Source organism: Methanobrevibacter sp. V74, assembly GCF_963082495.1.
Taxonomy (GTDB): Archaea; Methanobacteriota; Methanobacteria; order Methanobacteriales; family Methanobacteriaceae; genus Methanocatella.
In genome coordinates, this window is record NZ_CAUJAN010000008.1 from 1 (window position 1) to 19,826 (window position 19,826).

Below are 19,826 nucleotides of genomic sequence, written 5' to 3' on the forward strand. Positions count from 1 at the left end.
TCAGACCCTATGAAAAAGGTGTTGTTGAAAGACTTGGAAAATATAATAGAACAGTTTCAAGTGGTGTGGTTGTATTAATTCCATTTTTTGAAAATTTAGAAAAGGTAGATTTAAGGGAACAAGTAGTTGATGTTCCTCCTCAGGAAGTAATTACAAAGGACAATACAGTAGTTGTTGTTGATTGTGTAATTTTTTATGAAGTTGTAGATGCATTTAATGCCAAATATAATGTAGTTAATTTTTACCAAGCTATTACAAAACTTGCACAAACAAATTTAAGAAACATAATCGGAGATTTAGAACTCGATGAAACATTAACTTCCCGTGAAATGATTAATGCGGAATTACGTGATGTATTAGATGAAGCTACAGATAAATGGGGAAGTAAAGTAGTACGTGTAGAAATACAAAAAATCGAACCTCCACAAGACATTGTAGAAGCAATGAGTAAACAAATGAAAGCAGAAAGAATGAAAAGAGCATCAATTCTCGAAGCTGAAGGTTACAAACAGTCCGAAATTAAAAAATCTGAAGGAGATAAACAAGCCGCTATTTTAGAAGCAGAAGGTAAAGCAGAATCTATTAAAAAAATGGCTGAAGCAGATAAACAAGCTTCAATTTTAAGAGCAGAAGGTGAATCTCTAGCTATTGAAAAAGTATATGCTGCAATTCATGAAGGAAATCCTGATGATGGCCTTATAGCTATCAAATACTTGGAATCTTTAGAAAAGATTGCTAATGGAAAAGCTTCAAAAGTATTTTTACCATTTGAATCAAGTGGTGTTTTATCTTCAGTTGCAGGCATAGCTGAACTATTTAAAGATAATAAAGAGGAATAACTTTTATTCTCACATTTTTATTTTTTTCATTTATACATTAATCACCAAATTATCAAAGACATTAAATCACATGTTAGTTATGTATAAGTTATTTTAACTAAAATTTAAGTTATATGCATAAACAATAAATTTAAATCGTATTTTTGAAATACTAAAAAAATAAAAAAAATAATATCTAATGAGCAACATTAGATAAAAATTAAACAGATTAAATTACTACATCTTTAAAAATAGAACCGTCAGTAGATGTAATTATAACTAATTTTCCATCCCTTGCATAATTAAACATGTAAATGTTTGAATTTTCAAGCAAATAACCAGTTTGACCATTGTATGTAGTTTTATTTCCACCTAAATATCCTGCAAACTCATCATCAACTTTTTGTCCATCATACAAAGCTACAATAATGGAAATAACATCATTATCATCATTTGTAAAAGTTTTTCCATTTGATGTGTATGTAATGCCGGCACTGCTGTTAGTTTGATTGTTTATTGCTAATTTTTCATTTTCAGTATAACCTGCGGGAATTTGAAAATCAACACCATCAATAGTAACATTTTGAGCTTCTGAAGAATTATCTCCACCAAATAAAGAACCAAAGTCAAATGCAGAAGCTGAACCTAATACAATTATAGCCATCAAAAATATTGATAACAAGAACAAAATATATCTCTTCTTCATTTTAATACCTCCTAGCATATGCTAATAATTTTGTTAGTATTTATAAATAAAGATATATGATTTAGGTCTGTCAAATTAATTATCAGTATTTTTGTTCAATTATACTATACGCTTTGATTATATTGCATAAAAATTTAATTTTTCTTATCTAATAGCTGCATTTTTTTATTTTTAACTGGGTGTCCGCCAAAAGCAAATTCATCTAGGCAACATTTTCTTTATTTTTTACAATTGAAGCATTATTTGTATTTGTCAAAAATTAATTTTTGAGTTTTGGCGGACACTCTTTAATAAAAAAAATAAAAAAATTAGAAAAAATTATTTATTGGACCGACTCAATAATAATTTAATATTATTTGTAACTTGAAGGATCGATGGGTTCAAAGCTGTTTAATTCATTTACTTTTTCAAGACATTCACTGGCATTGCTGATGATTTTATCAGGAGTCCCTTCAACTCCCCAAACAGTGATAGTAGTTGGTATTCCGTTAATTTTAATTAATTCAACACAACCATACCTTTGATTTATTTCATCTGTGAAATTAAATGTATTGTGGATAGTTCCATTAACTACAGTATAATTACAATTTGTATTGTTTTTATACCATTTATCGTCGGTATCGTTATCATCTGATTCTAATTCAAAATCGTCTATATCAATGTGTAAATTAGTAAGGGGAGATTCAAGTGTGTCATCATCTATTGTTTTGTATGAATCAGGTGCCTTTATAGAATTTATATTTATATCTTCTCCAGATACAATTCCTATTGTGAAAATTAAAATTAAAACTGCAATTAAAATTTCATTTTTCATAATTTCACCATATAAATATTTATTTTGTTGTATTAATATATTTTAACTGATAAAACATAATTTTTTTATAGATCAAAGTTTATATAACCATTGTTAATGAAATATTTTGGTGATTGAATGTTTGTAGTTATAGGTACTGGAGCGGGAGGGGCTCTAATAGCTCGTGAACTTGCAAAAAACGGTGTTTCAGTAACTATTTTAGAAAAAGGACCTTATATAAATTCAAAAGATGCATTTGACTATTATGATAAATATTCTAATGATATAGATTTGCTAACAGCCACTTGCATTGGTGGTGCAACTATTGTTTCAATGTCCAATATGGTAAGGGCATTGGATAGTGAATTACATGAATATGGTATTGATTTAACAGATGAATATAAGTATGTTGAGGATTTAATTGATGTTCATCAACTTGATGATTCTCATATTGGTAGGGGAACTCAGGCGTTTCTAGATGCCGGAAGAGAAATGGGGCTTGAAACACTAAAAATGCCTAAATCAATTAGAGAAGATGAGTGCATTCAATGTGGAAAATGTGCATTGGGATGTCCAGTAGATGCAAAATGGTCTGGAAAAGACTTTATTGATGAAGCAGTCGATGCTGGAGCTAGATTAATATGTGATGCTGAAGTAATTGAAATTATTAATGAAAATAATCAAGTTTGTGGTGTAAAATATATTAAAGATGCTAATGAAGAAATTATTGAAGCAGATAAAGTAGTATTATCTGCTGGCGCTATTAGTTCCACATTAATTTTAAGAAATTCGGGTATAAAAGATGCTGGTCGTGAAATATTCTTTGATCCGTTTGTAAGTGTTGGAGGATACATAAAAGATATTAATTTTAATAGTGAAGTACAAATGGCAGGTTTTGTAATTGGTAGAAATTTTGTATTGTCGCCTCACTTTTCCTCATTTATTCGTGGAAATATTGATGATGATTCCGTAACTGATAGGGATATATTAAGTATCATGGTAAAAACATCTGATGAGTGTAAAGGTTATGTGGATGATGCTGGAGATGTTGTTAAGATTAATACTATAAATGATATTAGATATTTAGCTGAAGGAGTTGCTACTGCAGGGTTTATCTTACAAAAAGCAGGTGTTGACCCAAAAACTATCGGTTCAACAGTTTATAGAGGAGCACATCCTGGTGGAACTGCAAAAATAGGGAAAATAGTGGATGGGAATTTGGAAACAAAAATTTCTAATTTATTTGTTTGTGATGCAAGTGTACTGCCAATATCTCCTGGAAAACCACTGATATTGACAATACTTGCCTTATCAAAAAGACTAGCAGATCATATAAGATAAACATTATTCAAATTGCTTATCAATAGCTTCTGTTTTTATTAATTTTTCACAATAATGGCACCTAACAACAGGAGGGTATTTGTTGATTACATTAAAATAGGGTATAATTGGTTCATTCTCGTAATTTGTGATACATTTTGGATTGGTACATTTGATTATTGAGGAAATTTTATCTGGGAGAACAATTTTATCTTTTTTAATTGGTTTATAATCTCTGATAATGTTAATAGTTGCTTTAGGCGCAATTAAAGCTACTTGATTAAGTTCTTTAGGGTCTAATTCTCTATTTTCAATTTTTACAATATCTTTCCTACCAATTTCTCCAGAATAAACATTCATAGCTACTGTAACATTTTTAGTTTCAGAATCTGGTAATCCTAATATTTTAATGATGTGTAGTGCTTTATTAGCACTAATGTGATCAATTACAGTGCCATTTTCAATAGCTTTAATTTTCAATTCTGATTTTTTCATGTTTGCACCTAATACATTTTTAAATCTTTAATTTCGATCATTGCTTCAGCATCATTAACTAATTTTTCAGGACTTTTGTCTTTAGTTTGGATACTAAAGCTTTCAATAACTCTTCCTCCTCGCAATTTAACTTTTTCTTCAAGTCTTTCAATGTTTGAATTTCCACGATTGTCCATTGTAGCAAATAAAATAACATCTTTTGTTCTTAGGTCGCATCTGTCGACTATAGTTAATATTGCAGGGGTGGGATTTCTTGACCAGGTAGGTGTTCCGAAATATATTGTGTCATAATCTCTTAAATCAACTTGAGCAGGAATAATTTCGGTTTTTGTTTCTCTAAATGCATTAATTGATGAAATCAATTTATTTCTTAATCCTTCACGATTTTTTAAATCATAAATTCTTATTAAATCTGCATTTAAATGTTTAGCTAATGTTTTTGCAATCAAATCTGTTGTTCCACCTTGTGAATAATAGATTATAACTCTTTTCATATTCAACCTCCTTCGAATTTAAGGATGAAGACCAAAGTGTGTTAATCCTAAGGTTTCATCAATTCCAAGTATAATGTTCATGTTTTGAATAGCTTGACCCGATGCTCCTTTAACGAGATTGTCAATACATGATAACATTATTATTCTTCCAGTTTCATCAATTTCAAATCCTCCAATATGTACGAAGTTAGATCCGCGTACAGAACTTAGGTGCGGGATTTCTCCTTCGTCCATAAGTTTAATGAAGAATTCTTCACCGTATTCTTTCTCGTAAAGTTTTCTTATTTCTTCTGGTGTAATATCTATATTTTTCTCATTTAAAAAGCTATGGCTTGTAGTTTGAATTCCACGGTTTACCGGTACTAAGTGAGGGGTAAATGATACTTTAACATCATCAAATCCATGTAATTCTTGTTGAATCTCAGACATGTGTCTGTGAGAGGATATTTTGTATGGATTTACATTATCCGCAATATTTGGGTAATGTGTTGTGCTGGATGGATTTATTCCGGCTCCACTAACTCCAGTTTTTGAATCAATAATGATTCTTTCAACTAAATCATTTTTAACTAATGGATATGAGGATAAAATGGCTCCAGTTGGAAAACATCCTGGATTTGCAATAAGATTCGCTTTTTTAATTTCATCCCTGTATAATTCTGGAAGTCCAAAAGCGCCTTTGTTTTCTTTATCAGTGTGTTCCATCCCATACCATTTTTCATAAATTTCTCTATCACGGTATCTGTAGTCTCCACTTAAATCAACTACTTTAGCTCCAGTTTCTAAGATTTCCGGTACAATTTTCATTGATGCTCCGTGAGGAGTTGCAGTAAATACAACATCTGCATCTAAATCACTAGGACTTTTATTTGTAAATACAAGCCCTGAATCTCTTATATGTGGGTGAACTTTATGTGCAGGGGCACCATCGTATTGTCTTGAGGTAATGTCAGTTACTTCTACTTCAGGATGGTTTAAAAGCATTCTTAAAAGTTCTCCACCGGTATATCCGCTTGCTCCTATTATTGCTATATTAAACATTTCTTAATCTCCTTAATCTTCACAATTATCTAAAATTTTACCTTCAAAGTTGGTTCTTTTTACTTTTTTAATAATTTTGCAGCTGCTGTCAAGTTCACAATCGCGATATTTTTCTATTCGCATAGCTTTAGCTTTTAATCCTCTTTTATCAATTGCTTCCTGTAATTTACTAATGTTATGTATTTGATCAGCTCCAACTGTGATAATGTCCGGGTCGATTTCACGAACAATTTTAAAGATATCTCCATTTGCATCACCGAGATAAGCGTCAGTTACAGGCTTTAACATTTTAATTAATTCTAAACGTTGGTCCTCTCCAACAATAGGTATTCTTTTTCTTTTCTTAACTGTTGCATCTCTTGCCACAACAACATAAAGCTCAGCATCTTCTCCACCAAGTTTTTTTGACTCTTCTAAGTAAACCCCATGTCCTGGGTGGAGTATATCGAACGTTCCGGTCGCCATTACTTTCATTTTAAATCCTCTTTTGATATTTTAAAGCTTCACTTAAATCAATTTTATCTTTATAAAGTGCAGAACCGATTACAATTCCTTCCACATCACTTTCCTTTAATTTTTTGATGTCTTCTATTGTGGTGATTCCACCTGAATACACGATTGGCAAATCTACAGATTTTTTTAACTCTTCTACGGGTTCAGTGTAAAATCCACCTAATAATCCTTCAACGTCAACGTTTGTAAATAAAATACTGCCTGCACCATGTTCTTTAAACTCGTTAGATAATTCTGATGGGCTTTTATCAATTTTTTCTTGCCATCCTTTAATAACCACTTTGTTGTTTTTACTGTCAAGCGAAATCATAATTCTGTCTGAACCATATTCTTTTGAAAGTTCTTCAATGGTTTTAGGGTGTTGAATTCCCATTGTTCCAATTATTAATCTTTCAATATCTAAATCTAAGAGTTTTTTAGCATATTCAACATTTCTGATCCCGCCGCCAAGTTGAATCGGAACTGATATTTCTTTTAAGATTTTTTTAATCACTGGAAAGTTGACAACTCCATCAATTGTTCCATCTAGGTCAATAATATGTATAGTTTTAGCTCCCAAATCTTGCCAATGGAGAGCAATTTCTTCGGGGTTTTCTATTTCAACCATTTCGCTTCCAGGTTTTCCCTGAACAAGCTGAACACATTTGCCGTTTTTTATATCGACTGCAGGCATTATTAACATTTCATCTTTTTTAAATGACATTTGGATTTTCCTGTAATATTTTATTATATTATTATTTATAATTTTGAAATGTTTTATATGTATTGATTATATAGTTAATATTATGAATGAAAATCTCTATAAACTGTTTGGCAAAGTTGTAATTTCTGATTTTAATATTGTTGATGAAGGATTAAAAAAGACATTTGAGCTGGGAAATAATTCTGAATACGGTGAACTGGTGACATATTCAATTTTTCCAGGAATTGTAATTTCTTATATTGATGTATATGTCGAGAATATAAATGATTTATTTATTGAAGAAAAAGTTAATAATCGATTATTGGAAATTAATCATTGCTTGGAAGGCAGATATTCATATGAAGTTGCTGATGATAAAACGGTTTATTTTGGAAAAGGAGATTTATGCGTTAGCGTTTACAATTTAACTAAATCTATTTCTGATTTTCCATTAAACTATTATAAAGGTTTGGAGATTTTCATTGATGTAGATATTGCTAATGATTATATTAAGGAATATATCCCGGATTTTGATTTGATTGGATTATATGAAAGTTTATATTCTTCTCAGGGGTATATGCTAGCTAGATCTAATGATAAAATAGATCATGTAATTGGTGAATTATACAATGTTGATGAAAGAATTAAAGATTCTTATTATAAATTAAAATGTTGTGAATTATTATTATTTTTCTCAATAACTGATTTTTCAAAGGATGAATCCATTTCATTATCCAAAAAACAAGCAGATATAATTAATCATGTTCATAATGATTTGATTAATGATTTAGAAAGTAAAATCACCATTGAAGAGCTTGCTAAGAAGTATGGTATTAGTAAAACTTCTATTAAGAATTGTTTTAAGGAAGTTTATGGAAAACCTATTTTTAAATGGAGAAAAGAGTATAAACTTGATTATGCTTGCAAATTAATTGAAGAAGGGGATTATTCTATTAGTGAAATATCAAAAATGGTTGGATATGCTTCTCCTTCAAAATTTAGCCAGGCTTTTAAAGAGTATGTTGGTTGCACACCAAGGGACTACAAAATTTAATATTGTCCTTTTGGTATATTTTATGTCTTTTTAGTTCAAATATATTTATATACTTTTTAATATTAACTTTATAAATGAAAATAGGTTTGTTTAAGTTATGTTTTAAAAAATAGCTAAAGTTTCTCTTTTATTAGATTTTTAATTTATTTTAAATGGGTTGTCTTTTCAGACTATTTTAAATTTTTAGGCAAACCTAAATTAGAGTTTAAGGAGATATTTATGCCAAACGCTCAAAATAAAAATAAATTTATCCGATTACTGAATTATTCTGGAAATTATAAATATTTAACCATTTTAGGTTGTGTATTATCAGCTATAAGTGCAATATTTTTGTTAATTCCTTTTGTATATATTTGGGATGTTGTTAATGAGATATTGATGGTGGCTCCAAATTTTTCTCAAGCACAAAACTTAGGGGAATATGCATTTAAAGCATTTCTCTATGCATTTTTGGGGATTTTAATTAATTTCGTTGGTTTGATGTGCACTCACCTGTCAGCTTTTAGAAACGAAAAAAATATGAAAAATGCAGCCATGAACCATTTGCTCACCCTGCCTTTAGGATACTTTTCAAATCATACAAGTGGTGGTTTGAGAAAAGTCATTGATTTCAGTACTTCAAAAACTGAAGGATTCCTTGCTCATAAGATATTTGATTTTGTGGGGGCAGTTGTAACTCCAATAGTATTTTTAATATTATTATTTAGTTTCGATTGGTTATTAGGTTTAATTTGTCTTATTCCAATTATATTGTGTTTTATATTGATGTATCCAATGTTTTCAGGTGAATCACAAAATTTAATGATTCAATATCAAATATACTTGGAAAAAATGAATGCTGAAGCAGTTGAATATGTAAGGGGAATACCTGTTACAAAAGCATTTCAACAAACTGTTTTTTCATTTAAAAATTTCATTGATGCAATTAGGAATTATGGAAGATTTTCAGCAAATTATGCTTTGTCAACTCAACTTCCAATGACTGCATTCACTGTATCTATTAACGGATTTTTTGCGCTGTTGATTCCAGCAGGAATATTACTTGCCGGATCCCTTATTGATATAAAATTCTTATCTAATTTTATATTTTATGTAATATTTACACCAATGTGTGCAGTAATGATGAATAAAATTATGATGGTTTCACAGGATTGGATGCTTGCATCTCATGCCCTTGACAGTATTGAGGAAATTTTAAATGAAGAACCGTTAGTTGAATCTTCAAATCCTCAAAAACCTAAAAATAATTCAATAGAGTTTGAAGGGGTTGTATTTGATTATGAAAATACTGATTCAGATGAGCACATCTTAAATGATATTAATTTAAAAATCAATGAAAATGATTCAATTGCATTGGTCGGACCTTCTGGTGGAGGTAAAACTACAATCGCTTCTTTAATTCCAAGATTTTGGGATGTAAATCAGGGTTCCATTAAAATAGGGGATGTTGATGTAAAGGATATTTCCATAAAAGAGTTAATGGAAAATATTTCCTTTGTATTCCAAAATACCACTTTATTTAAAGATTCAATTTACAAAAATGTAGCAATTGGTCGCAAAGGTGCTTCAAGAGAAGAGGTTAGAAGAGCTTTAAGCCTTGCACAATGTGATGATATTATAGATGATCTTCCTGAAGGAATTGATACTATAATCGGAAGTGAAGGAACCTATCTTTCAGGAGGTCAACAACAAAGAATAGCTCTTGCAAGAGCAATACTTAAAGATGCTCCAATAATTATTTTAGATGAAGCAACTGCATTGTCTGATCCTGAAAATGAATACATGATTCAAAAAGCAATTTCAGAAATTACAAAAGATAAAACTGTTATTATGATTGCACATAGATTATCTACTATTAAAAATGTAGATAAGATATTTGTAATTGATAATGGAAGGATTGTAGAAGAAGGTAATCATGATGATTTAGTTGAAAATGAAGGATTGTATTCAAGAATGTGGGATGAATTTAATCGCTCTATTCAATGGAAAGTTAAAAGTGAGGTGATTTAAATGTTATCCGAATATTTTATTGAAAGATTTGGACTAACTAAAAAAGGTGCTGATAATTTAATTAAAGGAATAATATACACATCACTTCAGAACATTTCATTCATGTTTCCAGTAGGATTATATGCAGCATTACTTTACATATGGATTAATCCGTTAATTGGTGGTGAGATAATTGATCCTAACTTGGGGATGTTTATTGTAGCAATTTTAATTGTTTTAGGAATCATATTTGCACTTTCATGGAAACAATATCATTTTGTATATAATACTACCTATATTGAAAGTGAAAATAGAAGAATCAATCTTGGTGAAAATTTAAGGAAGCTGCCGTTATCCTTTTTTGAAAGAAGAGACTTAGCAGATTTAACATCAACAATTATGAATGATTGTACTGATTTAGAGCATGTTTTTTCACATGCAATTCCACAATTGATTGGTTCTATTGTTTCATTAATATTTGTTGCAATTGGTTTATTGATCTTTGATTGGAGATTAGGCATTGCACTTTTATGGGTGGTTCCAGTTGCATTTTTAATATTATTTATTTCAAGAAAAATAATTAAAAAAGGTTCCAATATTGTAATGGCTGATTTACTTGAATGTGGAGATTCTATGCAAGAATGTATAGATTCAATTCGTGATTTAAAATCATATAATTATGAAAATGATTATTATTCTAAACTAGTTAGAATCACATCTAATATTGAGAAGTCAAGAATTAAATCAGAATTGATGTCATCTGTAGGAGTTATTACTGGAAATATTGTTTTAAAATTAGGAATTATTTCAGTAATTTTTGTAGGTTCATATTTGATAATGAATGGTCAGATTTCAATTTATACACTTTTAATCTTTTTAATTGCTGCTGCATCAATATATAATCCAGTTGAAAATGGATTACTATTTTTAGCTGAAATATTGATTATGGATAATAAAATTGATAGAAGTAAGGAAATTGAACGCCAAGTTATTGAAGGCGGATTGATTGACTATTCATTAGATGGTTATGATATTGAATTTAATGAGGTTAATTTTAATTATGACAATTTAAAAGACGTTTTAACTGATATTAATTTCACAGCTCATCAAGGTGAAGTAACTGCACTTGTAGGACCTTCTGGTGGAGGTAAAAGTACTCTATCTAAATTATCTGCGAGATTCTGGGATCCAGTTTCTGGTACAGTATCTCTTGGAGGTCAGGATTTATCTAAATTAGATTCCGAAAAACTTCTAGAAAACTTTTCAATCGTTTTCCAGGATGTTGTATTATTTAATGATTCTATTTTAGAAAACATACGTGTTGGCCGAAAAGATGCAACTGACGAAGAGGTAATTGAAGTAGCTAAACTTGCAGAATGTGATGAATTTGTTCAAAAACTTCCAGAGGGTTATAATACGGTCATTGGTGAAAATGGCGAGTTATTGTCTGGTGGTCAAAGACAAAGAATTTCTATTGCAAGAGCTTTACTTAAAGATGCTGATGTTATCCTTTTAGATGAAGCTACATCCTTTTTAGATGTAGAAAACGAAACAAAAATTCAAAAAGCTTTATCCACTTTAATTAAAAATAAAACAGTCATGATTATCGCTCATAGAATGCGTACTATTGCAAATGCAGATAAAATCGTTGTTTTGGATGATGGTAAAATCGCTGAACAAGGAACACCTGATGAGTTAATAGCTAATGACGGATTATTTAAAAAGATGGTGGATTTACAAAAATTAAGTGGAGAATGGGAAATTTAAACATTCTTCATTATTCAATATTTAACAAAAACTTCGGAGGAATTTTAATGAGTGAAAGATTTAATATAAAAGACTTAATCACTGTTGGTATTTTTTCAGTGATGTTGACTGTAGTAATTTTTATTTTCGGAATGTTAGGTTTTATACCTGGAATAATGGTAGCGCTTCCAATTATTATAGCATTGGTTTGTGGAATCCCATATATGTTATTTATAACTAGGGTTTCTAAATTTGGAATGGTTACTTTGATGGGTTTAATTTTAGGAATTGTGATGTTTTTAAGTGGTCATACATGGGTTCCATTAATCATATTTACTTCCAGTGCTTTAATTGCAGATTGTATCTTAAAAATGGGTAATTATTCATCTATTAAACATGTTATTGTTAGTTATGGATTTTTTATATTGGGTATAATGGGTAATATGTTGCCATTTTTCATTTTAAGAGATTATTATATAAAATCTATGGCCGCTTCAATGGGCAAGGAATATGTGGATTTTGTTCTCCCATTCTTAAAACCAGAGTTTTGCATTGTACTAATAGTTCTAACATTCGTCTTTGGATTATTAAGTGCATATATTGGAAAATTGGTATTGAAAAAACACTTTGAAAAAGCAGGTATAGCTTAAGGCGATATTGATGGGATTAGAACTGAATTTTAATATTGATCCAAGAACCAAAATTATTATTCTTGTATTGTTAAGTTTCATGGTTTTTAATGATGTTTCATTATATATTAGTGGTATTTTAGTTTTAATTCCATGTATTTGTTTATTGTTTTCCAATCATGTTAAATCTGCAGTAATATACATTATAATCTACATAATTGCTAAATGTCTTCAAAATTTCATTCTTCCAACTTCAACAGGTATTTTAACAATATTGTTTGTGTCTTTTAGTTATATTGCCACTAGAATGTTGTCCATTATGATGATGGGATATTATACAATAAATACAACAAAAGTAAGTGAATTTGTGACATCAATGGAAAAAAGTAAGGTGCCCAAATCTATTATTATTCCACTTTCAGTCGTGTTTAGATATATTCCATCAGTTATTGAAGAAATAAAATCAATTACTAATGCAATGAAAATGAGAGGATTTGGTTTAAACTTTAAATCTCTAAAAAATCTGTTAAAACTAGTTGAGTTTTATATGATTCCAATTTTGATTAGTGCTGTTAAAACATCAGATGAACTATCTGCGGCTTCTCTAACAAGAGGCCTAAGTAATCCTAAACAGCGAACTCATTTATATGAAGTTAAATTTAAAATATGGGATTTCCTACTTTTAGCTATTACTTTTATTGGTTTTGGATTTTATATTTATAATTTCATTGGAGGTAGATTATTTGCTTAAAATGGATAAAGTTTCATTTTCCTATGGGAATAATGGCAATGGGAATAATTTAACTGACATTAATTCAAATATTAAAAAAGGTGAGGTTATCCTTCTTTGTGGCGAGTCTGGTTGTGGAAAAACAACAATGACTCGTTTTTTTAATGGTCTTATTCCTAACTTTTTTGATGGAAAAAGGGAAGGTGAAGTTTATTTAAATGATAAATCAGTTAGTAAATTGCCAATATATGAAATTTCAGAACATATTGGTTCGGTTTTTCAAAATCCCAAAACACAGTTTTTCAATGTGGATACTACTTCTGAATTAGTTTTCGGATGTGAAAACTTGGGTTTTGAAGAAAATGAAATTAAAAATAGATTAAAATCTGTTGTAAATGATTTTGATTTAAAACAGTTGCTTGATAAAAATATTTTTAAATTATCTGGTGGTGAAAAACAGAAAATTGCTTGCGCCTCGGTTTCAGCCACTTTTCCAGAAATTTTAGTTTTAGATGAACCTTCATCTAATTTAGATTCACAATCAAGTTGGAATTTGGAAGATATCATAAAGAAATGGAAATCACAAGGTAAAACAGTTATCATTGCAGAACATAAATTATTCTTTTTAAAAGATGTTATTGATCGAGTAATTTTTTTAAAAGATGGAAAAATTGCTAATGAGTATTCAGCTTCTGATTTTAAAAATTTAGATTATAGAAAATTGGGTTTAAGACAATTAAACTTAGATAATATAAATTGCAAAAGAAAGAATTATTATTCTTCAAAAAATGAATTTTTAGAACTTAGAAATTTTAAACTTAATTATGGCAAAACTCAAGCTTTAAATATTGAGAATGCTAAAATTCCAAAAAATGAGATAATAGCAATTATTGGGAAAAATGGCGCTGGAAAATCCACTTTTGCAAATTGTTTATGTGGTCTTAAAAGATCATGTAAAGGAGAGCTATTTTTCGAGGGTAAAGTGTTAAAAAGAAAAGACAGATTAAAAAAGACATATATGGTAATGCAAGATGTAAATCATCAGTTATTTACTGAAAGTGTTTTAGATGAAGTATTATTAAGTATGGATGAGGAAAATGAAAAACTCGCTGAAGAAATTTTAACCAACTTGAATTTGATTGATTTAAAAGATTCTCATCCTATGGCTTTATCTGGGGGAGAAAAACAAAGAGTAGCTATTGCATCTGCAATTGCTTCTAAAAAAGAAATATTAATTTTTGATGAACCAACAAGTGGGCTTGATTTAAAAAATATGATGAAAGTTAGCCAAAACCTTGTTTATCTTCAAAAAATGGGAATCACATCATTTATTATAACTCATGACTTCGAGTTAATTATGGAGGCCTGTTCTCATATATTGCATTTCTGTGGTGGGGAAATTATTGACAATTATAAAACCGATGAGGCAAAATTAAAGAAATTCTTTTTAAGAAATTGATTTTTTGGGAATACCTAAATTTAAATACTTTATTTGATATATTATTGAATGGACAATTATACATTAGAAGGTAATATTAATGAGCACAATTATCGAATTTAAGAATGTGAGCAAGATCTATAAATCTGGCGGTCACGTTTTAAAAGCTATGGACAATGTTAATTTTACAATCGATGAAGGGGAGTTTGTTGTAATTCTGGGACCCTCAGGAGCGGGCAAATCAACACTTCTAAATTTATTGGGAGGTCTTGATTCAGTTACTTCTGGTGAAATCATTGTTAAAGGCAATCATGTTGAATCATTTAATGATAATCAACTAACTGAATACAGAGCTAATAATGTTGGATTTATTTTCCAATTTTATAACTTGATTCCTAATTTAACTGCATTGGAAAATGTTGAATTAATGAAAGATATTGTGGATGTAAATATCAATGGTGAAGCTGTACTTTCATCAGTTGGTCTTGAGGATCATTCAAATCAATTCCCAGCACAATTATCTGGAGGGGAACAGCAAAGAGTATCAATTGCAAGAGCTGTTGCAAAACAACCTACTATGCTTTTATGTGATGAACCGACAGGTGCACTTGATTCAAAAACAGGTGTGTTGATTCTCAATTTACTTCAAGATATGAGTAACAACCAAAACACAACTGTCGTTATAGTAACACACAATGCAATACTTGCAGAAGCGGCCGATAAAGTAATCAGAATTAAAAATGGTCAAATTGAAGATATGGCAATTAATGAAAATCCTAAAAAAGTAACTGATTTAGAATGGTGAGCATATGCTTTTCAAAAAGATGTTAAGAGACATCAGAAAACATAAAACCCAATTTCTTTCTATCTTTTTAATGGCTTTTTTAGGAGTATTTGTATTTTCAGGTGTTGGTGGTGAATCAATAGGTCTTGAAGTTAATATTGATAACTACTATGAAGATACCAATCTGGCTGACGGTTGGATTTATTCAATGGGTATTAATGATTTATTTTTATATCAAGTTGAGTATCTGGGTGCAACTAATCAAATGGAAAGACAATATGTTGTCGATTCGGCAGCCGATTTTAAAAATGATCCTGATGTTACTCTGCACTTTGTTGAAAATAACACTATTTCAAAATTCTTTTTGCTCGAAGGAAAACCATTGGATATTAATGATAAAAATGGTGTATGGTTGGATAAGAGTTTTGCCGATGCTAAAAACCTGAAAGTTGGAGATAAAATTTCTTTTACATTTGAAGGTCATAAAATCAAAAAAGAAATTAGAGGTTTGGGATATTCTCCAGAATACGTTTACCATGCTTCATCATCTTCAATTATCCCTGATTTTGACAAAATTGGTTTTGCTTATTTATCTTATAAGGCATTTCCTGGAGATAACATTTCATATAATGTTTTGGAAGTTAAATTTGATGGAGATTCAGATACATACGAGAAGTTATTGGAATATAGATTAGATGGATATTATAGTTCTTTTGTTGATAGGTCTGAACATACAAGTGTAGCTCAATTTGCTGATGAAATAGACCAGCATAAAATGATGGGGGATTTGTTCCCTGTTGTATTTATTCTAATTGCAATGTTGATACTTTTAACAACAATGAGAAGGATTATTACTCATCAAAGAAATCAGATTGGTATTCTAAAGGCTAGTGGATTCAGTAATATTTCAATTATTCTACATTATATATCCTATGGATTTTGGTTGGTTTTAATTGGTGCAATTTTAGGTTTGATTTTAGGGCCAATGACATTGCCTCCACTGTTTCATCCATCAATGAGTTCTACATATATAATGCCTTATTGGGATCCTGCATGGAGTATGAGCTTTGTATATGTGGCTGCTTTAATGGTTATAATGTCTCTTGCAGTTTCATATTATTCAGTTAATAGTATCTCCTCTGAAAAACCAGCCGATACAATAAGGCCTAAGATGCCTAAGGTTTCATCATCCGGGTTTGTTGAAAAATTTAGTTTCTGGAAACGTTTATCATTTAATGCTCGTTGGAATTACCGTGATGCCAAAAGAAATAAATCTCGTGGACTAATGACTATTATTGGAGTTATGGGTTGTTCTGCACTTTTAGTATGTGCATTTGGAATGTATGATGGGGCAAATGATTTAAAGGAATGGGAATTTTCACATATTAATCATTATGGCTCAAAACTAGTGATTGATGAAGATACAACTGCCTCTGAAGTGGATGAAATAGCTGATAAGGTTAATGGTGATAAAATAATGGAATCAGCTATTGAAATACAATCTGATTCGGCTAAAAAATCGGGTTCGCTTTTAGTTTTAAATGGCACTGATTTAATAACTCCAACTGATGTTAATTGGGATAAGATAAAAATTGATGATGATGAAGTTTCAATTTCACAAAAAATGGCCAATTTGCTGGATGTTGATGTTGGTGACACTATTAAATGGCATATTATGGGTTCAGATAAATGGGTTAAAATAAAAATCGATAAAATCCATGCCGATCCAATTTCACAGGGATTGATCATGTCTGCTGAAAAATTGAAGGATTTGGATATAAACTACACTGCAACTAGCATATTAACTTCTGAGCCAGTTGATGAGAAATATGATGGTGTAAAAGCAGCAAATACTATGGAAGACATGACTTCTAGTTATGATTCACTTATGAGTGCTATGTGGTTATTAATTTATATTTTAATATTCTTTGCTTCCCTTTTAGCAGTTGTTGTACTTTATAATTTAGGATTGTTGTCATTTACAGAAATTGAAAGGGAAATTGCAACATTGAAAGTATTGGGATTCAAAACACGAGCTTTGAGAAAATTATTGTTAACACAAAACTTGTGGTTTACAGCTATTGGATTTATATTTGGTTTGCCTGTAGGTTATTTCATATTGGATGCCATGTGGAAATCATCAGGTGATTCCTTTTTTATAGTTCCTTCAATTTCAATTACCAATTTCCTTTTATCTGCAATAATAACATTTGCATTGTCAATAATTGTAAACCTAATGTTTTCAAGTAAAATTAAAAATCTTGACATGGTAGAATCTCTTAAAAGTGGTGAGTAAATGTTATCAAAAAAGATGGTTAGAGATATTAAGAGTCATAAGATTCAATTTATCTCTATATTTTTGATGGCCTTTTTAGGCATTTTTGTATTTGTAGGTTTTGGAGCTGAATCCTTTGGTTTGGAAGAAACTGCAAATACTTATTATAATGAAACAAATCTAGCTGATGGTTGGATTTATTCAAACAATGTTGGTAATGATTTAATTGATAAAGTTAAGGACATTGAATCAACAAAAGATGTAGAAAAACAATTGGTTTTAAGTTCGGTAGTTGATTTTAAAAATGATCCGGACATTAGGCTGCATTTTTTAGCCGATGATGATATATCTAAATTTTATTCGGTTAAAGGTGAAAAATTTGATTTATCTGATAAAGAGGGTGTATGGTTAGATATAAGATTTGTTGAAGCTAAAAATTTAGATATTGGGGATAATATTACTTTTAAAGTTAACGGATTAGAAATCAAAAAGGAAATTAAAGGTTTAGGATATTCTCCAGAGCATGTTTATCAAACCTCAGACACTTCAATGATTCCAGATTTTGATAAAATGGGTTTCGCTTACATGTCTTATAAAGCATTTCCAATGGCTGATGTTCCATATAATGTTTTACTTGTTAAATTTGATGGAAGTGCGAGTGATTATGAACATGAACTTGATGATAAATTAGGCGATGATTACACTACATTTATGGACAGGGCTGTCAATCCAAGTTTTGCAGGGTTTCAAGATGAAACTGATCAACACAAAGTGATGACAGGATTTATTCCATTAATATTTATTATTATTGCAATGTTAACCTTATTAACTACAATGACAAGAATAATTTCAAATCAAAGAACTCAAATAGGTGTTTTAAAAGCATTAGGATTTAAAAATCGCACAATAATGATTCATTATATTTCATATGGATTTTGGATGGTTTTAGCAGGAAGCATTCTAGGTTTTATTTTAGGACCTTTAACAATACCTCCAGTGGTGTTTGATGAATTTACATCATTGTATAGTTTACCTTATTGGTTAAGTGGTTTTGATGTTAGTTTTATTTTTGCAACTGTAGCCATGGTCATTTTGTCATTTTTAGTTTCATATATTGCATGTAGGAGTATTTCAAAAGAAAGTCCTTCACAAGCTATAAAGCCAAAAATTCCAAAGGTCTCCTCTTCAGGACTATTTGAGAAATCTAAAATTTGGAAAAAATTATCGTTTAATGCTCGTTGGAATTATCGTGATGCTAAAAGAAATAAATTCAGAGCATTAATGAGTATTGTTGGTGTTTTAGGTTGTACAATGATTATTATTGCTTCATTTGGAGCTATGGATAGTTTTGATGAAATGAAATCATGGTCTTATGATGACATTAATCATTACTCTTCAAAATTAGTTGTTGAAAAAAATGCAACTGATTCTCAAATTGATGATGTTGTTGAGGATGTTGATGGTGAAAAATTAATGGAAGGTTCAATTGAGATTAAATCGGGGGACGTTAAAAAATCGGGAGTTTTAGAAGTCCTTGACGATAATAAACTGTACACTCCAACCGATACTAATAGAAATCCTATTGAAATTGGGGATGATGAAGTTTCAATTTCACAAAAAATGGCTGATTTATTGGGTGTTGGTGTCGGTGATACTGTTAAATGGCACATAATGGGTTCAGATAAATGGGTAAAAACAAAAATTGATAGAATTCATGGTGACCCAACTTCTCAAGGTTTAATAATATCTAAAGAAAAATTAGATGATTTGGGTATTGATTATAATGTAACTAGCATAATCACTTCAGAAGATGTGGATCATAATTATAAGGGCATCAAAACAATTCTTTCAATTGATTCTTTAACTGAAAGTTGGGATGATATGATGGAATCATCTATGAGTATGAGTTATTTATTGGTAGTATTTGCAACATTATTATCAATAATTGTATTGTATAATTTGGGTTTATTGTCTTTCACTGAAATTAAACGTGAATTAGCTACTCTAAAAGTTTTAGGTTTCAAAACAGATAAACTAAGGAAATTGCTTTTAACACAAAATTTATGGTTTACTACCATTGGATTTATAATTGGAATTCCTTTGGGATTGTTGGGAATACAGTATATGTTTTCAACAATGGGCGATTCATTTTTCATATCTGTAACTTTAACACTTAAAACATTTGTTGTAACCTTTTTAATCACATATGTGGTTTCAATTTTAGTAAACTTAATGTTTTCAGGTAAACTCAAGAGATTAGACATGGTTGAATCACTTAAAGATAATGAGTAGCTAACCTACTTATTATACTTTTCAAGT

At 29.9% G+C, this 19,826-nt stretch carries 18 protein-coding genes; 11 read left to right on the plus strand and 7 right to left on the minus strand.

Annotated features, from left to right (window positions below):
• Positions 1-839, plus strand: an 839-nt coding sequence (locus Q9969_RS10885) for an SPFH domain-containing protein (RefSeq protein ID WP_305557691.1), incomplete at its 5' end; no start/stop codon positions are given.
• Positions 840-1,047: 208 nt separating this feature from the next.
• On the opposite strand, the gene Q9969_RS10890 is transcribed toward Q9969_RS10885, so the two are convergent.
• Together Q9969_RS10890 and Q9969_RS10895 are read right to left on the minus strand one after the other, a co-directional pair.
• A complete protein-coding gene (locus tag Q9969_RS10890; RefSeq protein ID WP_305554059.1) occupies positions 1,048-1,524 on the minus strand; it encodes a hypothetical protein in 477 nt (158 codons plus the stop codon).
• A 352-nt stretch (positions 1,525-1,876) separates the two neighbouring features.
• The gene (locus tag Q9969_RS10895) at positions 1,877-2,338 is read right to left on the minus strand and encodes a hypothetical protein (protein WP_305557693.1); all 462 of its coding nucleotides are present in this window, start codon (positions 2,336-2,338) and stop codon (positions 1,877-1,879) included.
• A 117-nt stretch (positions 2,339-2,455) separates the two neighbouring features.
• Between Q9969_RS10895 and Q9969_RS10900 the strand changes: the two genes are divergently transcribed.
• Positions 2,456-3,658: a GMC family oxidoreductase gene (locus Q9969_RS10900; protein ID WP_305557695.1), complete on the plus strand. Its 1,203-nt coding sequence runs from the start codon at positions 2,456-2,458 to the stop codon at positions 3,656-3,658.
• A gap of 3 nt (positions 3,659-3,661) precedes the next feature.
• On the opposite strand, the gene pyrI is transcribed toward Q9969_RS10900, so the two are convergent.
• From pyrI to hisA, 5 genes are read right to left on the minus strand one after another with little or no spacing between them, the layout of a single operon-like run.
• Positions 3,662-4,132: an aspartate carbamoyltransferase regulatory subunit gene (pyrI, locus tag Q9969_RS10905; RefSeq protein ID WP_305512839.1), complete on the minus strand. Its 471-nt coding sequence runs from the start codon at positions 4,130-4,132 to the stop codon at positions 3,662-3,664.
• Positions 4,133-4,140: 8 nt separating this feature from the next.
• Positions 4,141-4,626 (minus strand): flavodoxin domain-containing protein, encoded by a 486-nt coding sequence (locus Q9969_RS10910; RefSeq protein ID WP_305557697.1) that lies wholly within the window; start codon positions 4,624-4,626, stop codon positions 4,141-4,143.
• 18 nt (positions 4,627-4,644) lie between these two features.
• On the minus strand, positions 4,645-5,667 hold the full coding sequence (argC, locus tag Q9969_RS10915; RefSeq protein WP_305557699.1) for an N-acetyl-gamma-glutamyl-phosphate reductase: 1,023 nt from the start codon (positions 5,665-5,667) through the stop codon (positions 4,645-4,647).
• Positions 5,668-5,679: 12 nt separating this feature from the next.
• Positions 5,680-6,141 carry an adenylyltransferase/cytidyltransferase family protein gene (locus Q9969_RS10920; RefSeq protein WP_305512845.1) on the minus strand — a complete coding sequence of 154 codons (462 nt, stop codon included), beginning with the start codon at positions 6,139-6,141 and terminating at the stop codon, positions 5,680-5,682.
• Between the two features lies 1 nt (position 6,142).
• Positions 6,143-6,883 (minus strand): 1-(5-phosphoribosyl)-5-[(5-phosphoribosylamino)methylideneamino]imidazole-4-carboxamide isomerase, encoded by a 741-nt coding sequence (gene hisA, locus Q9969_RS10925; protein ID WP_305557701.1) that lies wholly within the window; start codon positions 6,881-6,883, stop codon positions 6,143-6,145.
• An 82-nt stretch (positions 6,884-6,965) separates the two neighbouring features.
• Here hisA and Q9969_RS10930 point away from each other — a divergent pair, with 82 nt between their 5' ends.
• The 9 genes from Q9969_RS10930 (at position 6,966) to Q9969_RS10970 (ending at position 19,799) form a co-directional block, all read left to right on the plus strand.
• On the plus strand, positions 6,966-7,916 hold the full coding sequence (locus tag Q9969_RS10930; protein WP_305557704.1) for an AraC family transcriptional regulator: 951 nt from the start codon (positions 6,966-6,968) through the stop codon (positions 7,914-7,916).
• 219 nt (positions 7,917-8,135) lie between these two features.
• The gene (locus tag Q9969_RS10935; protein ID WP_305557706.1) at positions 8,136-9,926 is read left to right on the plus strand and encodes an ABC transporter ATP-binding protein; all 1,791 of its coding nucleotides are present in this window, start codon (positions 8,136-8,138) and stop codon (positions 9,924-9,926) included.
• Positions 9,927-11,672: an ABC transporter ATP-binding protein gene (locus Q9969_RS10940; protein WP_305557708.1), complete on the plus strand. Its 1,746-nt coding sequence runs from the start codon at positions 9,927-9,929 to the stop codon at positions 11,670-11,672.
• A 47-nt stretch (positions 11,673-11,719) separates the two neighbouring features.
• Positions 11,720-12,301: an MptD family putative ECF transporter S component gene (locus tag Q9969_RS10945; protein WP_305557710.1), complete on the plus strand. Its 582-nt coding sequence runs from the start codon at positions 11,720-11,722 to the stop codon at positions 12,299-12,301.
• Positions 12,302-12,311: 10 nt separating this feature from the next.
• Entirely contained in the window at positions 12,312-13,031 is a 720-nt protein-coding gene (locus Q9969_RS10950; protein WP_305557712.1) for an energy-coupling factor transporter transmembrane component T, read from the plus strand.
• On the plus strand, positions 13,024-14,469 hold the full coding sequence (locus tag Q9969_RS10955; RefSeq protein ID WP_342766076.1) for an energy-coupling factor ABC transporter ATP-binding protein: 1,446 nt from the start codon (positions 13,024-13,026) through the stop codon (positions 14,467-14,469). The genes Q9969_RS10950 and Q9969_RS10955 overlap by 8 nt, the downstream gene beginning before the upstream one ends.
• A 79-nt stretch (positions 14,470-14,548) precedes the next feature.
• On the plus strand, positions 14,549-15,253 hold the full coding sequence (locus Q9969_RS10960; protein WP_305512859.1) for an ABC transporter ATP-binding protein: 705 nt from the start codon (positions 14,549-14,551) through the stop codon (positions 15,251-15,253).
• A 4-nt stretch (positions 15,254-15,257) separates the two neighbouring features.
• Positions 15,258-17,528, plus strand: a complete 2,271-nt coding sequence (locus Q9969_RS10965) for an ABC transporter permease (RefSeq protein ID WP_305557714.1) — start codon at positions 15,258-15,260, stop codon at positions 17,526-17,528.
• On the plus strand, positions 17,529-19,799 hold the full coding sequence (locus tag Q9969_RS10970; RefSeq protein WP_305557717.1) for an ABC transporter permease: 2,271 nt from the start codon (positions 17,529-17,531) through the stop codon (positions 19,797-19,799).
• The last annotated feature ends 27 nt before the right edge of the window (positions 19,800-19,826 follow it).

Bases quoted from the DNA above. Each gene is read 5' to 3' on its own strand.
- Q9969_RS10950 (WP_305557712.1), top strand. From the start codon at position 12,312: ATGGGATTAGAACTGAATTTTAATATTGATCCAAGAACCAAAATTATT.
- Q9969_RS10890 (WP_305554059.1), bottom strand. From the start codon at position 1,524: ATGAAGAAGAGATATATTTTGTTCTTGTTATCAATATTTTTGATGGCT.
- Q9969_RS10970 (WP_305557717.1), top strand. From the start codon at position 17,529: ATGTTATCAAAAAAGATGGTTAGAGATATTAAGAGTCATAAGATTCAA.
- Q9969_RS10960 (WP_305512859.1), top strand. From the start codon at position 14,549: ATGAGCACAATTATCGAATTTAAGAATGTGAGCAAGATCTATAAATCT.
- Q9969_RS10895 (WP_305557693.1), bottom strand. From the start codon at position 2,338: ATGAAAAATGAAATTTTAATTGCAGTTTTAATTTTAATTTTCACAATA.
- argC (WP_305557699.1), bottom strand. From the start codon at position 5,667: ATGTTTAATATAGCAATAATAGGAGCAAGCGGATATACCGGTGGAGAA.
- Q9969_RS10945 (WP_305557710.1), top strand. From the start codon at position 11,720: ATGAGTGAAAGATTTAATATAAAAGACTTAATCACTGTTGGTATTTTT.
- Q9969_RS10900 (WP_305557695.1), top strand. From the start codon at position 2,456: ATGTTTGTAGTTATAGGTACTGGAGCGGGAGGGGCTCTAATAGCTCGT.
- Q9969_RS10920 (WP_305512845.1), bottom strand. From the start codon at position 6,141: ATGAAAGTAATGGCGACCGGAACGTTCGATATACTCCACCCAGGACAT.
- hisA (WP_305557701.1), bottom strand. From the start codon at position 6,883: ATGTCATTTAAAAAAGATGAAATGTTAATAATGCCTGCAGTCGATATA.
- Q9969_RS10930 (WP_305557704.1), top strand. From the start codon at position 6,966: ATGAATGAAAATCTCTATAAACTGTTTGGCAAAGTTGTAATTTCTGAT.
- Q9969_RS10935 (WP_305557706.1), top strand. From the start codon at position 8,136: ATGCCAAACGCTCAAAATAAAAATAAATTTATCCGATTACTGAATTAT.
- Q9969_RS10940 (WP_305557708.1), top strand. From the start codon at position 9,927: ATGTTATCCGAATATTTTATTGAAAGATTTGGACTAACTAAAAAAGGT.
- Q9969_RS10965 (WP_305557714.1), top strand. From the start codon at position 15,258: ATGCTTTTCAAAAAGATGTTAAGAGACATCAGAAAACATAAAACCCAA.
- Q9969_RS10910 (WP_305557697.1), bottom strand. From the start codon at position 4,626: ATGAAAAGAGTTATAATCTATTATTCACAAGGTGGAACAACAGATTTG.
- pyrI (WP_305512839.1), bottom strand. From the start codon at position 4,132: ATGAAAAAATCAGAATTGAAAATTAAAGCTATTGAAAATGGCACTGTA.